At 72.2% G+C, this 17,698-nt stretch carries 13 protein-coding genes and 1 pseudogene; 9 read left to right on the top strand and 5 right to left on the bottom strand.

Annotation, left to right across the window (positions count from 1 at the left end; genetic code table 11):
* Positions 1-72: 72 nt before the first annotated feature.
* The 3 genes from nhaA to EV567_RS10505 form a co-directional block, all read right to left on the bottom strand.
* A complete protein-coding gene (gene nhaA, locus EV567_RS10515; RefSeq protein WP_130438528.1) occupies positions 73-1,506 on the bottom strand; it encodes a Na+/H+ antiporter NhaA in 1,434 nt (477 codons plus the stop codon).
* Positions 1,507-1,693: 187 nt separating this feature from the next.
* Entirely contained in the window at positions 1,694-3,649 is a 1,956-nt protein-coding gene (acs, locus tag EV567_RS10510; RefSeq protein WP_130438526.1) for an acetate--CoA ligase, read from the bottom strand.
* 282 nt (positions 3,650-3,931) lie between these two features.
* Complete coding sequence (locus tag EV567_RS10505; protein ID WP_130438524.1) at positions 3,932-6,643, bottom strand: SulP family inorganic anion transporter; 2,712 nt, start codon at positions 6,641-6,643, stop codon at positions 3,932-3,934.
* A gap of 335 nt (positions 6,644-6,978) precedes the next feature.
* Here EV567_RS10505 and EV567_RS10500 point away from each other — a divergent pair, with 335 nt between their 5' ends.
* A complete protein-coding gene (locus EV567_RS10500; RefSeq protein WP_130438522.1) occupies positions 6,979-8,286 on the top strand; it encodes a hypothetical protein in 1,308 nt (435 codons plus the stop codon).
* A gap of 66 nt (positions 8,287-8,352) precedes the next feature.
* Here EV567_RS10500 and EV567_RS10495 read toward each other — a convergent pair whose 3' ends face one another.
* Positions 8,353-9,333: an ATP-binding protein gene (locus EV567_RS10495; protein WP_130438520.1), complete on the bottom strand. Its 981-nt coding sequence runs from the start codon at positions 9,331-9,333 to the stop codon at positions 8,353-8,355.
* Between the two features lie 101 nt (positions 9,334-9,434).
* On the opposite strand from EV567_RS10495, the gene EV567_RS10490 reads away from it, so the two are divergent.
* Complete coding sequence (locus EV567_RS10490; RefSeq protein WP_130438518.1) at positions 9,435-10,259, top strand: Fic family protein; 825 nt, start codon at positions 9,435-9,437, stop codon at positions 10,257-10,259.
* 410 nt (positions 10,260-10,669) lie between these two features.
* Here the strand turns inward: EV567_RS10490 and EV567_RS10485 are convergent, their stop codons facing one another.
* Entirely contained in the window at positions 10,670-11,503 is an 834-nt protein-coding gene (locus tag EV567_RS10485) for an HAD family phosphatase (protein ID WP_130438516.1), read from the bottom strand.
* A 579-nt stretch (positions 11,504-12,082) separates the two neighbouring features.
* Here EV567_RS10485 and ssd point away from each other — a divergent pair.
* From ssd to EV567_RS10450, 7 genes and pseudogenes are all read left to right on the top strand, one after another.
* Positions 12,083-13,186, top strand: coding sequence for a septum site-determining protein Ssd (gene ssd, locus EV567_RS10480; RefSeq protein WP_130438514.1), 1,104 nt, complete (start codon positions 12,083-12,085; stop codon positions 13,184-13,186).
* A complete protein-coding gene (locus EV567_RS10475) occupies positions 13,183-14,409 on the top strand; it encodes a TadA family conjugal transfer-associated ATPase (protein WP_130438512.1) in 1,227 nt (408 codons plus the stop codon). The genes ssd and EV567_RS10475 overlap by 4 nt, the downstream gene beginning before the upstream one ends.
* Complete coding sequence (locus EV567_RS10470; protein WP_407071580.1) at positions 14,393-15,262, top strand: type II secretion system F family protein; 870 nt, start codon at positions 14,393-14,395, stop codon at positions 15,260-15,262. The genes EV567_RS10475 and EV567_RS10470 overlap by 17 nt, the downstream gene beginning before the upstream one ends.
* 183 nt (positions 15,263-15,445) lie before the next feature.
* Positions 15,446-16,243 carry a type II secretion system F family protein gene (locus EV567_RS10465; protein WP_130438510.1) on the top strand — a complete coding sequence of 266 codons (798 nt, stop codon included), beginning with the start codon at positions 15,446-15,448 and terminating at the stop codon, positions 16,241-16,243.
* A gap of 202 nt (positions 16,244-16,445) precedes the next feature.
* Entirely contained in the window at positions 16,446-16,655 is a 210-nt protein-coding gene (locus EV567_RS10460) for a DUF4244 domain-containing protein (RefSeq protein WP_130439498.1), read from the top strand.
* Positions 16,642-17,013: pseudogene (locus tag EV567_RS10455) on the top strand (TadE family type IV pilus minor pilin); the annotation flags it as partial. The gene EV567_RS10460 and the pseudogene EV567_RS10455, both read left to right, overlap by 14 nt.
* 41 nt (positions 17,014-17,054) lie before the next feature.
* A complete protein-coding gene (locus EV567_RS10450; protein ID WP_407071579.1) occupies positions 17,055-17,600 on the top strand; it encodes an Rv3654c family TadE-like protein in 546 nt (181 codons plus the stop codon).
* Positions 17,601-17,698: the final 98 nt, after the last annotated feature.

Genomic DNA, 17,698 nt, shown 5'->3' with positions numbered 1-17,698 from the left:
CATGACCGGCTTCCGCCTGACCGGCTTCTGCCCGACTGCGTACGGTCCCGTCTTTTGTACCGTCCCGTCAGATCATGCCGGACGGTCGCCCTGCTCGCCTGCCCCGCCCGGCACTTCCGCAAGCCCGTCGCGCTCGGCGGCCTTCTCCTCGGCGATCCGGCGGTGCTCGGCGGCCTTGGCCTCGTGGATGGCGGCCATGCGCAGGTGGTACGCCGGGTCGTCCTCCGCGTAGACGTCGGGGATGCCGTCGAGGTCCTCGTCGCGCTCCTCGGCCTCCCACAGCCTGCGGTACTTGGCGTTGCGCAGCTTCAGCAGGACGGTCGCCAGGGTCGCCGCGATCACCGAGCCCGTCAGGACGGCCGCCTTGACCTCGCCCGTGAGGGCCGCGTCGCCCGCGAAGGCCAGCTCGCCGATGAGCAGCGACACGGTGAAGCCGATGCCGGCGAGTGAGGCGACGGCGAAGACGTCCGCCCAGGCGAGGTCGTCGCTCAGCGAGGCACGGGTGAAGCGGGCCGTCAGCCAGGTCCCGCCGAAGATGCCGATCGTCTTGCCGACGACGAGCCCGAGGACGACGCCCAGGGTCTCCGGATGGCCGAACACCGCCGCCAGCGCCCCGCCCGACACCGCGACCCCGGCGCTGAACAGGGCGAACATCGGGACGGCGAGGCCTGCGGACAGGGGGCGCACGAGATGTTCGACGCGCTCGCCGGGTGAGCACTCCTCGCCCTCACGGGTGGTGCAGCGCAGCATGAGGCCCATGGCGACGCCGGCGATGGTGGCGTGGACGCCGCTGTTGTACATCAGCGCCCAGATCACGACCCCGAGCGGCACGTACACGTACCAGCCGCGGACGCCGGCGCGCAGCAGGAGGTGGAAGACCACGAGACCGGCCACCGCGCCGCCGAGGGCGGCGAAGTCGATGGCGTTCGTGAAGAACACGGCGATGATCAGGATCGCGAACAGGTCGTCGACGACGGCGAGGGTGAGGAGGAAGGCGCGCAGCGCGCTCGGCAGGGAGGTGCCGATGACGGCGAGCACGGCGAGCGCGAAGGCGATGTCGGTGGCGGTCGGCACGGCCCAGCCGCCCGTGGAGCCGCCGCCGGTGAGGCTGGTGAGCGTGTAGACGAGCGCCGGGACGGCCATGCCGCACAGGGCCGCGACGACGGGCAGCGCGGCGGCCCGGGGGTCCCTGAGATCGCCGGCGACGAGTTCCCGCTTGAGCTCGATCCCGGCGACGAAGAAGAAGACCGCGAGGAGTCCGTCGGCGGCCCAGTGGGCGACCGAGAGGTTCAGGCCGAGGGCCTTCGGGCCCAGGTGGAAGTCGCTGACGCTCTGGTAGCTGTCGCGCAGGGCCGGGACGTTGGCCCAGACCAGGGCCGCGACGGTGGCGAGGAGCAGCAGGACTCCGCCGACGGTCTCGGTGCGCAACGCGTCCGCGACGAAGGTCCGCTCGGGCAGCGACAGGCGTCCGAGGACCTTGCGGGGGGTGGTGCGGGGCGCGGCCACGGGGGAGACCTCCGGTCGGTGGGCAGGACGAAACGCTTGCCGACCAGACTTCCCGGCGCACCTGGTTGTTCAGTTTAGCCACGGTGCGCGGGGAGGATTCCGGCGATCTCCACGTTAGGCGCGAAAGGTGCGCCCGGCGCGCTTGCTCCAGCTCCGGGCGCCCCTGCGGTACCGGGACCGCGGTGCGTCAGTCCTCGCTCGGCGCCGCCGGCAGCTTGGCCTGGATGAGATCCATGACCGTCGAGTCCGTCAGCGTCGTCACATCGCCCAGCTGGCGGTTCTCGGCGACGTCCCGCAGCAGCCGGCGCATGATCTTGCCGGAGCGCGTCTTCGGCAGCTCCGCCACAGGCAGGATCCGCTTCGGCTTGGCGATCGGGCCGAGCGTGGCGCCCACGTGGTTGCGCAGCTCGTCGACGAGGCCCTCCGTCTCCGAGGCCGAACCGCGCAGGATGACGAACGCGACGATCGCCTGCCCGGTCGTCTCGTCCGCGGCGCCGACCACGGCCGCCTCGGCGACCGACGGGTGTGACACGAGCGCCGACTCGACCTCCGTGGTGGAGATGTTGTGGCCGGACACGAGCATCACGTCGTCGACCCGGCCCAGCAGCCAGATGTCGCCGTCGTCGTCCTTCTTCGCGCCGTCGCCGGCGAAGTACCTGTTCTCGAAGCGCGACCAGTACGTGTCGAGGAAGCGCTGGTCGTCGCCCCAGATGGTGCGCAGCATCGACGGCCACGGCTCGGTGAGCACCAGGTAGCCGCCCCCGCCGTCGGGCACCTCGTTCGCCTCGTCGTCGACGACGGTCGCCGAGATGCCGGGCAGCGGCGTCTGCGCGGAACCGGGCTTGGTCGCCGTCACGCCCGGCAGCGGCGAGATCATCATCGCGCCGGTCTCGGTCTGCCACCAGGTGTCGACGACCGGCGTCCGGTCCCCGCCGATGTGCTTGCGGTACCAGATCCAGGCCTCGGGGTTGATCGGCTCCCCGACGGAGCCCAGAACGCGCAGGCTGGACAGGTCGAACTTCGCGGGGATGTCGTCGCCCCACTTCATGAACGTGCGGATCGCGGTCGGCGCCGTGTAGAGGATCGTCACCCCGTACTTCTGCACGATCTCCCAGAACCTGCCCTGGTGCGGGGTGTCGGGCGTGCCCTCGTACATGACCTGCGTCGCGCCGTTCGCCAGCGGCCCGTAGACGATGTACGAGTGTCCGGTGACCCAGCCGACGTCGGCGGTGCACCAGTACACGTCGGTCTCCGGCTTGAGGTCGAAGACGGCGTGGTGGGTGTAGGCGGTCTGGGTGAGGTAGCCACCGGACGTGTGCAGGATGCCCTTCGGCTTCCCCGTCGTGCCGGACGTGTAGAGGATGAACAGCGGGTGCTCGGCCTCGAACGCCTCGGGCGTGTGGTCGGCCGACTGCCGTTCCACGACCTCGTGCCACCACACGTCACGGCTGTCCGTCCACGCGACGTCCTGGCCGGTCCGGCGGACGACGAGCACATGCTCCACGTTGTCGACCTTGGCGACCGCCTCGTCCACGGCCGGCTTCAGCGCGGACGGCTTGCCGCGCCGGTAACCGCCGTCGGACGTGATGACGATCTTCGCGTCGGCGTCCTTGATGCGGGTGGCCAGCGCGTCCGCTGAGAAGCCGCCGAACACGACGGAGTGCGCCGCGCCGATACGGGCTGACGCCAGCATCGCGATCGCCGTCTCCGGGATCATCGGCATGTAGATCGCGACCCGGTCGCCCTTGCGGACGCCCAGCTCCAGCAGGGCGTTCGCGGCCTTGGAGACCTCGTCCTTCAGCTCGGCGTAGGTGATGGCGCGGCTGTCGCCGGGCTCACCCTCGAAGTGGATGGCGACCCGGTCGCCGTGGCCGGCCTCCACATGCCGGTCGACGCAGTTGTACGCGACGTTGAGTTCGCCGTCCTTGAACCACTTCGCGAACGGCGGGTTCGACCAGTCCAGCGTCTCCGTCGGCTCCTTGGCCCAGGTCAGCCGGCGCGCCTGCTCGGCCCAGAAGCCGAGCCTGTCAGCCTTGGCCTGTTCGTACGCCTCCGCCGTGACGTTGGCGTTCGCGGCCAGCTCGGCGGGGGGCGCGAACCGGCGCTCTTCCCGGAGCAGGTTGGCCAGGCTTTCGTTGCTCACGACATCTCCCTTTCGAAGGGTGTCCGTTGTGTCCCAGGCCACACCTCATCAGACCCGGGGGCCCGGTGACAAGAGCCGCCGACCAATTGGTATAGACCTGTCGTGCGCCCTCTGGCTCACGGCCGTCGCCTGGCGTCACTCCTTTCCACGGACGCCGGCGGGGCGGAGTTCAGTGCCCGGCCGGCTTCCGCCCCCACCTACTGCGTCACCCCTGGCCCGGCCTGCGGTGACGACGCCGGTGCGCGACCTCGCCCGACTTGAGGCCGCGCACCGGTGCCATGCTCAGGCCGACACGTCCGGCACCCCTACGTGCGCGAACACCCCGCCTCTCTCCTCTCCGGCCCCGGCGAGCAGATACGCCTGGGCCTCGCCCACGTGGAAGTACATCCCGTGCAACTCCAGTGCCCCCTCCCGCAGGGCCCGGGCCACCGACTCATGGGCGCGCAGGTGCTCCAACTGCTGCACCACGTTGTTCAGGCAGAGCTGTTCGACCGCGTCGGCGGGCGCCCGCCCGGCCAGCCGCGCCCAGGGGCGGCCGTCGTCGGCCAGCCGCTCCAGGCTCGGCAGGCCGTGCCGCAGCCACCGCTTCAGCGGGGTCCGGACCCCGCCGGGCTCGGCGTTCAACAGCGCCTGCATCGCGCCGCACCCCGAGTGCCCGCACACCGTGATGGACCGCACCTCCAGCACGTCCACCGCGTACTCGATGGCGGCCGCCACCGAGTCGTCCCCGCTCTCCTCACCGGGCAGCGGCACGAGATTGCCCACGTTGCGCACCACGAACAGGTCACCGGGACCACTGGAAGTGATCATCGAGGTGACCACCCGTGAGTCGGCACAGGTGAGGAACAGTTGCGACGGCCGCTGTCCCTCCCTGGCCAGCCGTGCCAACTCGCCGCGTACCAGTGGCGCGGTGTTGCGCTGGAACGCGCTGATCCCACGGACCAGTCGCTGCGCGCTGGGCTCGCCCCCGGGGGACGTGGAGCCGGAGGGGGCGACGGGGTGGCCGGGCAGGGAGAGGGCGAGGGCGGGTTCTGGAGCCTCCGTGGGGCTGATGGGCTCGGTGTGGTGAGTGGGGGCGGCGGGATCGGTGGACCTGGTGGGCTCCGCGGGCTCGCGTGACTTGAAGGGTTCGGAGAGTCCGCAGGGTTCGAAGAGTGAGGCGGGCGCGGGGTGCCCGGAGGTCTGGGTGGGTGCGCCATCCGTGCCGCTGGTTCCAGTCGGCCGGGCGGAAGGAGCTGAGGAACTGTCCGGCATCGGTGCGGCTGCCGGGCTTTCGCACTGGTGGTTGCGCCAAGGGGTCCAGGGGCGGCAGCGGCAGTCGGCGATCGCGCTGGGTGCGGTGCCGGGGTGGGAGGTGGTCGTAGGGGTGAGGGCTGATGTCGGGGACGAGGTCGGGTCGCCCGTCGAAGTGGGGGGCGAGGGCTCGGTGGACGTGGACTCGGTGTGCGGGGTGTCGGTGCCGGCGCGGCGGCCGGTCAGTTCGACGGTGCCGCCCTGCGCGGTGTGCGTCTTCTGCCAGTCCTGCAGTGACTCGTACGCCGCGTGGTCCATGAAGGAGCCGTCCAACTCGACCACGACATGAGTGCCATGGGGCACCTGGTGCAGGACGCGGCTGAGCCGCGGGACCGCCAGGAACGTCAACTGTCCGCGAACGTGTACGTGATGCGCTCCTTCCTTTTCGTCGTGCGTGATGCGGGTGCGGGTGAGGCGGTGCAGGGAGACGGCGACGGCGACGGCGATGCCGAGCGCCACACCCTCCAGCACGCCCATGACCACCACGCCGAGGGTGGTGACGGCGTACACGAGCACCTCTCGGTGGCGCGTCACCGTGCGAATGTGGTGCAGGGACACCATCTGGATGCCGACGGCCATCACCAGGGCGGCGAGCGAGGCGAGCGGGATGAGCTCCAGGAGCGGGACCATCAGCAGCGCGGCGACTACTACGAGAACGCCGTGCAGCATCGTGGAGTTCCGGCTGACGGCGCCGGAGTGCACATTCGCCGAACTCCGCACGGCCACGCCCGCGATGGGCAGGCCGCCGAGCGAGCCGGAGACGATGTTGGCGGTGCCCTGCCCGAGGAGTTCCCGGTCCAGGTCGGAGCGGCCGACGCGGGCCGGCAACCCGGGGCGGGAGGCGATCAGCTTGTCCACGGCGACCGCGCCGAGCAGTGACTGCACACTGCACACCAGCGTGGTGGTGAGCACGGCGGCGGCGAGCCCGAGTACAGGTCCCTCGGGCAGTCCGGCCAGCGCGTGGCTGTGCCAGGAGGGCAGCTCGACTCTGGGCTGGGTCAGTCCGGCGAGCGCGGCGGTCGCGGTGGCGCCGGCGACGGCGACGAGCGCCGCGGGGACGGTTCGCAACACCCGCCCTGCTCTGCCGGGCAGGCGGGGCCAGAGCATCAGCAGAGCCAGGGTCAGCAGGCTCACGGCGACGGCGGCCGGCCGTAGGGCGGTCAACTGGGCCGGCAGCGCTCGTAGGTTGTCGAGGACGGAGCTCTGCGGGTTGCCGCCGAGGACGATGTGCAGCTGGGCGACGGCGATGGTGACGCCGATACCGGCGAGCATGCCGTGCACGATGGCGGGGCTGACGGCGAGCGCACTGCGTGCCACTCGCAGGCAGCCGAGGCCGAGTTGGGCCAGCCCGGCGAGAACCGTGATGGCGCAGGTCGTCCGCCAGCCGTAGCGGTGGATGAGGTCGGCGGTGACCACGGTCAGTCCGGCCGCGGGGCCGCTGACCTGGAGTGGGGAGCCGCCGAGCCGCCCGGCCACGATTCCGCCGACGGCGGCGGCGACGAGGCCGGCCTGCAGGGGCGCACCGGTGGCGAGGGCGATGCCGAGAGACAGCGGCAGGGCGATCAGGAAGACGGCGATCGAGGAGGACACGTCGGCGCCCTCGATGCGGAAGCGCCGGCGCCGGGGCGGCGGGCTGTGGGGTGGGTGGACGCGCTCGGTGTGCGTCGGGTCGGGTGTGCGGGTGGGGACGCAGGCTGACATGGTTCCCGTCTCCTCCGGGGCAGCGCGGTCGCGGAACAAGGTGTGCCCCCGTCGACGACGGGAGCGGTCGCGGCCGTGGGTCACGGCGTGCAGTGGCGGGATGAAATCAACGCTCGGTAAACAGATCGTAATGCAGAGTAAAGGCCAAGCATGGATATTCCGGGCAAATAGGTCAACAGATCACTCCCGAGAGTGACGCGAGCCTTTTATCGGCTTGTCGTACTAACTCCTTCTCGGCCTCGTGCGACCTTGGCGGCGCTGTCGGCTCGTCCCGGCACGCCACCCGAGAACGCCCTCCCCGGCGTTGCCCGAGAGAAGGAAGAAGGTGGGCGGAAATGGCCGCCACCCAGAGGATCGCCGCGGGCGCCTTGGCCGCCGCGGCCGCAGCCGCGTCGCTCGCCGGTTGCACAACGGGAACCCGCGCCGCGCACGGTTCCGGCGAGGGGGCCCCGGGCCCGCAGCGGGCGAAGCCGGCGCCGGCCCCCCAGAGCGCGTTCCGCCTGATCGGCGACGGCTCGACCGCGTACACGGGGGACCAGCCGCACCAGCCTCGCCCGGAACGCCTGAAGCCGGGGCAGAGACCCCCGCAGTTCGTCGTCTTCTCCTGGGACGGTGCCGGTGAGGACAGCCAGCGGCTGTTCTCCCACTTCCGCAAGGTGTCCAAGGACAACAACGCCGCCATGACGTACTTCCTCAGCGGCGTGTACCTGCTGCCGGAGGACCGGCGGGACCTCTACAAACCGCCTCAGCACTCCCCGGGCCGCTCCGACATCGGCTTCAACGACGAGCAGGGCGTCGCCGACACCGTGGAGCAGCTGCGCCTGGCGTGGCTCGAGGGCAACGAGATCGGCACCCACTTCAACGGCCACTTCTGCGGCAAGGACGGTGGCGTCGGCGAGTGGTCGGTCAAGGAGTGGAAGGCCGAGATCGCCCAGGCCAAACAGTTCGTGAAGTCCTGGAAGACCAACACCGGGCTGACGGAGGCGGAACCGCTGCCCTTCGACTACGACAAGGAACTCGTCGGCGCCCGCACCCCCTGTCTCGAAGGCCGGGAGAACTTCATGGCGGCCGCCCGCGACCTGGGCTTCCGCTACGACACCAGCGGCGTCAACAACCAGGTCTGGCCAGGGAGGAAGGAGGGCCTGTGGGACCTGTCCATGCAGCTCGTGCCCTTCCCGGGCCACTCCTACGAACAGCTCACCATGGACTACAACTTCATGGTGAACCAGTCCGGCGCCACGACCCAGGGAGACCCCGGCAAGCACGAGTTCTGGGGAAACCAGATGCGGGACGGCCTGCTCGGGGGCTTCCAGCGCGCCTACGACGGCAACCGGGCGCCGTTGATCATCGGCAACCACTTCGAGTCCTGGAACGGCGGCGTCTACATGCGCGCCGTCGAGGAGGTCGTGGAACGCGTCTGCACCAAGGAGGAGGTGCGCTGCGTGTCCTTCCGGCAGCTCGCGGACTGGCTGGACGCCCAGGACCCGCAGGTCCTGGCCAGACTGCGCACCCTGGACGTCGGCGAGGCCCCGAAACAGGGGTGGGCTTCCTTCCTCTCCGGCGCGCCCGTCCCGGCTCCGAAGGGCGCGCCCGGCGTCCCCGCAGCCGGCCGGCAGACCTCCGGTGGGGGTGGGGAAGGCTAGTGCCGCGGCAGGCGGGGCGCGGGTGGCGGGCGCGACCGTGCCACGAGCCGACGCGGTGTCAGGTCGTCACGCGGGCGCGGTGACGCTCTCGCCGAGGACGAAGCCGGGGTCGACCTGCGCGGCCAGGTCGACCCCGGTGCGCTCGTTCCCCCACGACTCGGCGTTCTTCACGTGGAAGTGCACCATCTGGCGCATGTAACGCTCCATGTCACGCTGCTCGTACGCCGAGTCGACGACGGTCCGCATCAGGTCCAGCGCGTGGCGGTTGGCGTCCTCCAGGAGGTCGAACCGGGGCGGCCGGCCCTTCTCCATGGCGCGCACCCAGTCCGAGTGCCCGACCGTCACCAGCAGGTCGTCCCCGACTTCGGCGCGGAGGAAGTCGAGGTCGTCGTGCCCCTGGACCTTGTTGCCGACGACTCTCAGCTCGACGCCGAAGTCACGGGCGTAGTCCTTGTACTGGCGGTAGACGGAAACCCCCCTCCGGGTCGGCTCGGCGACGAGGAACGTGATGTCGAAACGGGTGAACAGGCCGGAGGCGAAGGAGTCCGAGCCGGCCGTCATGTCGACCACGACGTACTCGTCGGGTCCGTCCACGAGGTGGTTCAGGCACAGCTCCACCGCTCCCGTCTTGGAGTGGTAGCAGGCGACTCCCAGGTCGGCGTCCGAGAAGCGGCCCGTGACCATCAAACGGACGGCGCCGCCGTCGAGTTCCACCGTCTTGGCGCAGGCGTCGTAGACCGGATTGCTCTCGCGGACCCGCAGCAGCCGGGAGCCCTCGCCGGGCGGCGTCGTCTTGATCATCGTCTCGGCGGAGGCGATGCGGGGATTGGAGCCGCGCAGGTGATCCTTGATCAGCGGGAGCCGGTCGCCCATCGCGGGCAGCGCGGCGGCCTCCGCGTCATCGAGGCCGAGAGCGGTCCCGAGGTGCTGGTTGATGTCCGCGTCGAAGGCGAGTACTGGGGCGCCCGTCGCTGCGAGGGACCGGATGAACAGGGACGACAGGGTGGTCTTGCCGCTGCCGCCCTTCCCGACGAAAGCAATTTTCATGTTCACCAAGAGTAGTGTCGCGGTGGCTGTACGTGGCAGGGAGGCGTGAAGAAGACCACTCCATCGTGGGATGCGCAGGACGGTTGCGTAGGGTCGTACCCATGAGTACGACAGGCGCGACCGCCGATCCGCTCGCGGCCCTGGGTTCGCTCCCCGGGGTGGCGGAGTCCGTGGAATCCGTGCGCAAGGCCGTGGACCGGGTCTACGGGCACCGTGTCATGCGCCGCCGCAGCACCGCGGTCACCTCCGAGGCCGCTCTGCGCGGAGCCCGGGGCTCGGCGGCGTTGTCCGGCGCGGACTGGGCCCTGGAGGAGGTCCGCAGGCGCAGCGACTTCGGCGCCGACGACCAGGCGCTCGCCGTGGGAGCGGCTCTGCGGCTGACCGCCGAGGCCGGGCAGCTGCTGTCCATCTGGCGGCAGTCACCCCTGCGCGTGCTCGCGCGGCTGCACTTGGTGGCCGCGGCGGACCAGGGGGACGAGGTCGGCCGGCCGCGGCAGGCGGGCGAGTCCGTCGACGAGCCGTTGATCGAGCTGGAGCTGCCGACCGCGGACGAGGTCGCCGGACGCCTGGACGGGCTGGCGCAGTTGATCGTGGCCGGGAGCTCCGCGCCCGCTCTGGTGACGGCCGCCGTGGTCCACGGCGAGCTGCTGGCGCTGCGCCCCTTCGTCTCCCGCAACGGTCTCGTCGCGCGCGCGGCGGAACGCGTCGTCCTCATCGGCAGCGGCCTCGACCCCAAGTCGGTCTGCCCCGCCGAGGTGGGGCACGCTGAGCTCGGTCGGGCGGCGTACCTGGCGGCCCTCGAGGGGTACGTCTCGGGGACCCCGGAAGGCATGGCGGCCTGGATCACCCACTGCGGGCGCGCGATCGAACTCGGCGCCCGGGAGTCGACCGCGGTGTGCGAGGCGCTCCAGCGCGGGGCGGCGTAGCGGAATGGAAAGGGGCCCCGTGCGAGGGGCCTGAAAAGGGTTGCGGCGGTACGAGGATTCGTACCGCCGCTGGCATGCTCACCGGGTTACCAGGCGTCCTCGATATGTCGCCCATCAGGTCGGGAACTTTGCCCGTCACCTGGTGCGGCTGGCCCGTAATCGACGGGTCGACGTCGCGTGGGTGCCCAGTGCTCATGCTTCCGGTCCGTGGGGCCAAATGCGTTATTAAGGTGATCCTTTCGGATGTCCTTGGTCTCGCGGGCCGTTGAGTCCTTTGTACTCCAGGACCCCGGTAAGCGGAACCCCCAGCTGCAGTTCTTTACTTTTACTCTCAAACAGGCGGCAAACGGGCGCTTCACGGAGTCCGCCGACGGCTCGTTCCGGTCGGCGTCCTCGAGTGTGTGAATGCCTCAGACGGTGGCCGCCCGGCGCCGGCTGGCGTACCAGACGAGGCCGGCGGTGGCGGCCGCCGCCCCTATGGCCGCCGCGGCGACCAGTACCGGGCGCGGCGGGACCGAGAGCGAGGGAATGCGCTGCTTGAGCCGCACCGGACGGTGGAAGTCGAGGATCGGCCACCCGCGTGCGACGGCCTCGCGGCGCAGGGCCCGGTCCGGGTTCACGGCGTGCGGGTGGCCCACCGCCTCCAGCATCGGCAGATCGGTCGCCGAGTCGCTGTAGGCGTGGCAGCGGGACAGGTCGTAGCCCTCGGACTCGGCCAGTTCCTTGACCGCCTCCGCCTTGGTCGGGCCGTAGGCGTAGTACTCCACCTCACCGGTGAAGCAGCCGTCCTCGCCCACGACCATGCGGGTGGCCACCACGCGGTCGGCGCCGAGCAGCTCGCCGATCGGCTCGACCACCTCGGCGCCCGACGTGGACACGATCACGACGTCGTGGCCGGAGGTGTGGTGCTCCTCGATGAGGGAAGCCGCCTCGTCGTAGATGAGCGGGTCGATCAGATCGTGGAGGGTCTCGGCCACGATCTCCTTCACCTGCTGGACGTTCCAACCGCGCACGAGCGCCGACAGGTACTCGCGCGTCCGTTCCATCTGGTCGTGGTCCATACCGCCCACGAGGAAGACGAACTGGGCGTATGCGGTACGCAAGGCCGCCCTGCGGTTGATCAGTCCGCCTTGGTAGAAGGACTTGCTGAAGGTGAGCGTGCTCGACTTCGCAATGACCGTCTTGTCCAGGTCAAAGAAGGCCGCTGTGCGGGGCAAGGAGTGGTTTTCCACACCCCAGAGCATAGGGGCAGCCCATTCGGCGTAAGGTGGGCGTGTGGGTTTGCCTGAGAAGGCTCTCGGGTACACCATGGAAGTCACGGATCGTTCGCGACCGTGCTAACCCGGTCCGGCTCCTCCCCCCCCCGAGTCGGCCGTGGAGACGACCCCCGCTCTCCCCCCCGGCGGGGGTCGTCGCATGTCCGGGTGGGTTTTCTCGTTCTTCTCGCGGCCGACGTGCCGTACCGGGGCGGCTACGGCCGCCCGTTTCGCATGCGCGACTTTCGTCACCCTGCGTAAGTATGGGACTCCTCTGTGGAAGTCGTACAGGCACTGACGCACTGGCCACCGGTATGAGTGACGGCGATATTCACAACGCCTCGCACGTCCACAGTTTTCCACCAAGATCCACACGATTTCCCGCTTCGCTGCACCGTGATTCCCATGCGTTCGCTCGGGCCGAGTTCACGACCGGTTCCGTTTGCCGCACGCACAGGCCGGTTTCCGTCGGCCGTTCATAGGGGGACCGGATGCCGGTTCTCCGCCAACACAGGGGAATCGAGGGGCCGCTGGGACTGCGCGCCCCGCAGTGAAGGGGGACGCGGTATGACCGGAGCCGTCACGCACGAATCGACGCCGACCGCCGGAGGACGGCAGGGCAGGCCGCTCATCGTCACCGAGGACGCGGTGCTCCTGGACGACCTGCTGCGGCTCTGCGCCGCTGCCGGCGCCACACCCGAGGTGCACCCGTCGGTGCCCAGGCAACGGGGTGGCTGGGAGTCCGCGCCGCTCGTCCTCGTCGGCGACGACGCCGCGCGGCGGGTGAGCGGTGCCGCCCGCCGGCGCGGGGTGGTCCTCGTCGGCCGCGATCAGGACGACTCCGGGGTGTGGCGCAGGGCCGTCGAGATCGGCGCCGACCACGTCCTGGTGCTGCCCGACGGTGAGCAGTGGCTGGTCGACCGGATCGCCGACGTCGCCGAGGGCGTCGGCCGACCCGCCCTCACCGTCGGTGTCGTCGGCGGCCGCGGCGGGGCCGGAGCGTCCACGCTCGCCTGCGCTCTCGCCGTGACCTCCGCGCGTGAGGGAGTGCGCACCCTCCTCGTGGACGCCGATCCGCTGGGCGGCGGAATCGACGTACTCCTCGGCGGCGAGACCGCCGAGGGCCTGCGCTGGCCGGCGTTCGCCGCCTCACGCGGGCGCGTCGGCGGCGGGGCTCTGGAGGAGTCGCTCCCCAGGCTGCACCACCTGCGGGTGCTCAGCTGGGATCGCGGCGACTGCGTCGCCATCCCGCCCCAGGCCGTGCGCGCGGTACTCGCGGCGGCCCGCCGCCGGGGCGGCACGGTCGTGGTCGACCTGCCGCGCCGTGTGGACGACGGCGTCGCGGAGGTCCTCGCCCAACTGGACGTCGGGCTCCTCGTGGTCCCCGCGGAACTGCGAGCCGTCGCGGCGGCCGGCCGGGTGGCCTCCGCCGTCGGCATGGTCCTGCGCGACCTGAGGGTGGCGGTGCGCGGCCCCTACGCCCCCGGACTCGACGACCGCGAGGTGGCCCGGCTGCTGAACCTGCCGCTGGCCGGCGAGGTGCCCGTCGAGTCGACTCTGTTGCGCCCGGACGGCGGGAAAGCACCGCCCGGAGCGGCCGCGCGAGGGCCCCTCGCCCGCTTCTGCAAGGAGTTCTGGGAGCGGGCGCTGGCCGAAGCGGGTGGCGTATGAGCACGGCTCCCGGACTCGAACGGCCGAAGGGCACCGGAACGCTGCTCGACGGCGTACGGCAGTGGCTCGCGGAGAGCGGCGCCGAACCGACGCCCGCGCGCGTCGCGCAGGCCCTGCGGGAACAGGGGCGGGTCCTCGGAGACGCCGAGATCCTCGGCACGGCCGAGCGGCTGCGGTCCGAGCTGGTGGGCAGTGGACCGCTGGAGCCTCTGCTGACTGATCCGTCGGTGACGGACGTCCTGGTGTCGGCCCCGGACCGGGTCTGGGTGGACCGCGGCGGCGGCCTGGAGCTCAGCGACGTCTCCTTCCCGGACGCGGCGGCCGTACGGCGCCTCGCGCAGCGGCTGGCAGCGGTGGCCGGACGGCGCCTGGACGACGCCCGGCCGTGGGTCGACGCACGGCTGCCCGACGGGACCCGGCTGCACGCGGTGCTGCCCCCGGTCGCCGTCGCCTGCACCTGCCTCTCACTGCGGGTGGTGCGGCCCCGGGCGTTCACGCTCGACGAGCTGGTGGCCGCCGGCACGGTGCCGCCGGGCGGGGACGAGGTGCTGCGGGCCATGCTGCGGGCACGGCTGTCCTTCCTCATCAGCGGGGGCACCGGCAGCGGCAAGACGACCCTGCTCAGCGCCCTGCTGGGGCTGGTCGGCCCCAGAGAGCGGATCGTGCTCGCGGAGGACTCGGCGGAGCTGCGACCGGATCACCCGCACGTCGTCCGGCTCGAGACCAGGCCCGCCAACCAGGAGGGAGCCGGGCTCGTCACGCTCGAGGACCTGGTCCGACAGGCCCTGCGGATGCGGCCCGACCGGCTGGTGGTGGGCGAGGTCCGGGGACGGGAGGTCGTGGATCTGCTGGCCGCCCTCAACACGGGGCACGAGGGCGGCTGCGGGACGGTTCACGCCAACGCCGCCGCGGATGTGCCGGCCCGGCTGGAAGCGCTCGGCACGGCGGCCGGGCTCGACCGGGCCGCGCTGCACAGCCAGGTGGCGGCCGCGCTGTCCGTGGTCCTGCATCTCGTGCGCGATCCGGCCGGACGGCGGCGGATCGCCGAGGTGCACGTGCTGGAACGGGACTCCTCGGGGCTGGTGCGGACCGTGCCGGCGCTGCGCTGGCGGGCGGAGGCCTTCGCATACGAAGGGGGCTGGGAGCGGCTGCGGGAGCTGTTGCGGGGCGAATGGGAAAGGCCGGGCGAGGCAGGGGGACGGGTCGGTGAGCGTGGTGCGTGAGACGCCGGTGGCCGCGGCTTTGGCTTGTGTGGGAGCGGCGATCTGCCTGTGGGGAGGCCCGTATCCGGCAGCCAGGAGGGCGCAGTCGATGCTGGCCGGCGGCGGGGTGGTCGGCGGCGAGCCGAACTCCTGGCGTGAACTGGCCGGTGGGCTGCGCCGGGTGCGCGGCCGGTGGCGGCCGCAGTGGTGGGCGTTGGTCGTCGCCGTGGTGGTGGCCGTGCTGGGCGGCTCGGTCCTTCCGGTCGTCGCGGGGGCGGCGGGAGTGCCCCTCCTGCGCCGGCTGTGCCGGGCGCGCGAGGCGCGGCGGGCGGGGGAGGGGCGGGCGGACGCTGTGATCGCGTTGTGCGCGGCGCTCGCGGGGGAGGTGCGCTCGGGACGACAGCCGGGCGAGGCGTTGCAGCGGGCCGCCCGCGACTCGGGCGGGCTGGGCGAGGCACAGGCGGCGGTGGTGGCGGCGGCACGCTTCGGCGGCGACGTGCCCGACGCGCTCTCCGTCGCGGCGCGGCAACCGGGTGCCGACGGCTTGCTGGGGCTCGCGGCGTGCTGGCGGGTGGCCGTGGACCAGGGAGCGGGCCTCGCCTCCGGACTGGACCGGCTCGAAGCGGCGCTGCGGGCGGAGCGGGACCAGCGGGCGGACCTCCGAGCCCAGTTGGCGGGTGCCCGCTCGACGGCGGTGATGCTGGCCGGCCTGCCGGTACTGGGCCTCCTGCTGGGCACCGCGCTGGGCGCCGACCCGTTGCGCGTCCTGCTGCACACGGGGGCGGGGCTGGGGTGCCTGCTCGTCGGCGGGGTGCTGGAGGGGGTGGGGATGTGGTGGGCGATGCGGATCGTGCGGGGCGCGGAGGAGGTGTGAAGCGCGAGGGGTGGATGCCGGGCTCGGAGGAGGGTGCGAGGCGGGGCCGGGGGCCGCTCTCGCCAGGGAGCGGGAGGTGGGGGATGAGGGCCGGACGCGGAGGTGGTGTGAGTACAGGAGCGGCAGTTGCGGCGGGCGTTGGCGTGAGCCGGACGGGGTTGACGGGAGGAGGAAGGAACGGCGATGGGTGAGGAAGTTGTCCACAGGCTGGGGATGGCGGTGGGGGTCGCCTCGTGTCTCGCGCTCGTGCTGGCGTGGCTGGCGCGATGGCTCGACACCGTGCGGCGGGAGCGGAGGGCGCGGCAGAGGCTGGCCGTCCTGCTCGCCCTGCCGGCGGCGCGGACGCCCTCACGCCGTGGCGTGGGGGAAGCCGTGCGGCGCCGACTCCCCTTGGCCGCGGTGGTGTGCGCCGGGTGGGTGGTGGTCGGAGGCGTCGGTGGGCTGCTCCTCGGGCTGATCGGCGCGGTCGGACTGTGGCGTTGGCGGCGTCGGCAGCAGGCGACCGGTTCCGTGAGTGAGGCGGAGGCGCGGGTCGCCGCCAGGCAACTTCCCCTTGCCGCGGATCTGTTGGCCGCCTGCATCGCCGCCGGCGCGGGGCCTGTGATCGCGGCTCAGGCGGTGGGGGAGGCGCTGGGCGGCCCGGTGGGGGAAGGGCTGGCACGTGGCGCGGCAGAGGTGAGACTCGGCGGCGAACCCGACGTGGCCTGGCGGAGGTTGGCGTCCGCTCCGGGCGCGGTCGCCCTGGCCCGGCTGTTGGAGCGGGCTGACGAGTCGGGCCTCCCGGCGGCAGTGCCGGTCGCCCGCATCGCCGCCGACGCCCGCGCCGACTGGGCTCGTGCCGGCACCGCACGGGCCCGGCGGGCGGCCGTCATGGTCACGGCGCCGGTGGGGCTGTGCTTCCTGCCCGCCTTCATCGCCGTGGGCATCGCGCCCGTCGTGATCGGTCTGGCGGGCGAGGCACTGGGAGGAGGTGGGCCATGACAAGCGGGTGACGGACTACGGTCAACGGCACGACTGCACGGGGGCCGAGGCCGGCCTCGGCGAGGGCGTCGAGCGCGCCGGTGCGGCGGTCGCGGACCCCGCACAGGGCGGCGAGCAGAGCCACGCGACACGACTCGACGACAGTTCGACAACAGCACGCCACAGCAAGCGGACAACAGGAACGAGCCTCACGGGGGTTGAGATGAGCAAGGCGGTACGGGCGCGGTTTCGTGCCCTGGTGCGCAGGACGCGTGCGGTGCGGCGGGACGAAGGGATGGTGACGTCCGAATACGCGATGGGCATCGTCGCGGCGGTGGCGTTCGCGGTGATCCTCTACCAGGTGATCACGAGCGGGACCGTCACCGAGGAGTTGCAGGCGATCGTGAAGCGGGCGCTCAGTGCGCAGACGTGAGTGCGGGCGGTCGCGCGGTACGGACCGGGGGTTCGTGACGGCGGAGTCCGCGGTGGTGCTGCCGGTTCTGGTGGCGTTCGCGATGGCGCTGGTGTGGGGGCTGCTCGTCTTGGCGGCTCAGATCCAGTGCGTGGACGCGGCCAGGGCCGGCGCCCGGGCGGCAGCCCGGCAGGATCCCGAGGGCGCGGTCGTCGCGATGGCCCGCGAGATCGCACCGAGAGGGGCGCGGGTGACGGTCAGCCGGGAGGGCGACCGGGTCCGGGTGACGGTCGCGGCGGAGCCGCCGGTGCTACGGGGGCTGCCGTTCGAGGTGAGAGAGGAGGCGGTGGCGGCGGCCGAGGACGTGGGAACGGGGTCGGGCGCGGAGACGCAGGCGGTGGCGGCGGGACCGAGTGCGGAGTGGGAGAAGGCGGAGTCAGGACGGGGTGCGGGGCCGCAGGAGGCGGGGCCAGGGGTGAGGTCAGGGACCGATTCGGAGCCGGGAGCGGACGGGGAGGGGGAGCCGTGAGATGTCGTCGGGTGCGGGTCGGGCGAGGGCCCGGCGTCGGCAGGCACGGGCACCGCCGCAGCGAGGGTGATCGGGGCTCAGCGACCCTGTGGAGCCTCGGTGCGATCACGGTGTTGTGTGTGGTGTTCGGGGTCGTGCTCGCCCTGGGGCAGGCCGTCGTCGTCCGGCACCGTGCCGCCGGCGGGGCGGATCTGGCGGCGCTCGCCGCAGCGGACCACTGGATGGACGGTGCTGCGGCGGCGTGCGCCCGGGCGGAGCGGGTGGCTCGGGCACAGGGCGCGCGGTTGGTGCGGTGCGCGATCGTGGGCGAGGTGTCCGACGTGACGGCGGCGTCCGGACGGGGGCCGTTCACGGCAGAGGTCAGAGCCCGGGCAGGCCCACCGAGCACGCAGACAGTGGTCCCGGAACCACTGCCCCGGGATTCCGAGGCCCCCTGACACACCCAGTGGCTCCCCCGACCGGGCCTCGCGCCACCCGCCCGGTTCGCTCACAGCCCGGAGCAGGCCCGCTCGCCTGAGCTCTCCAGAGCCACGGC

The organism is Streptomyces sp. BK239 (assembly GCF_004217285.1).
Lineage (GTDB): Bacteria > Actinomycetota > Actinomycetes > Streptomycetales > Streptomycetaceae > Streptomyces.
The sequence above is the reverse complement of the archived record's forward strand: the minus strand, read 5'-3'. Positions and strand labels throughout refer to the sequence as shown.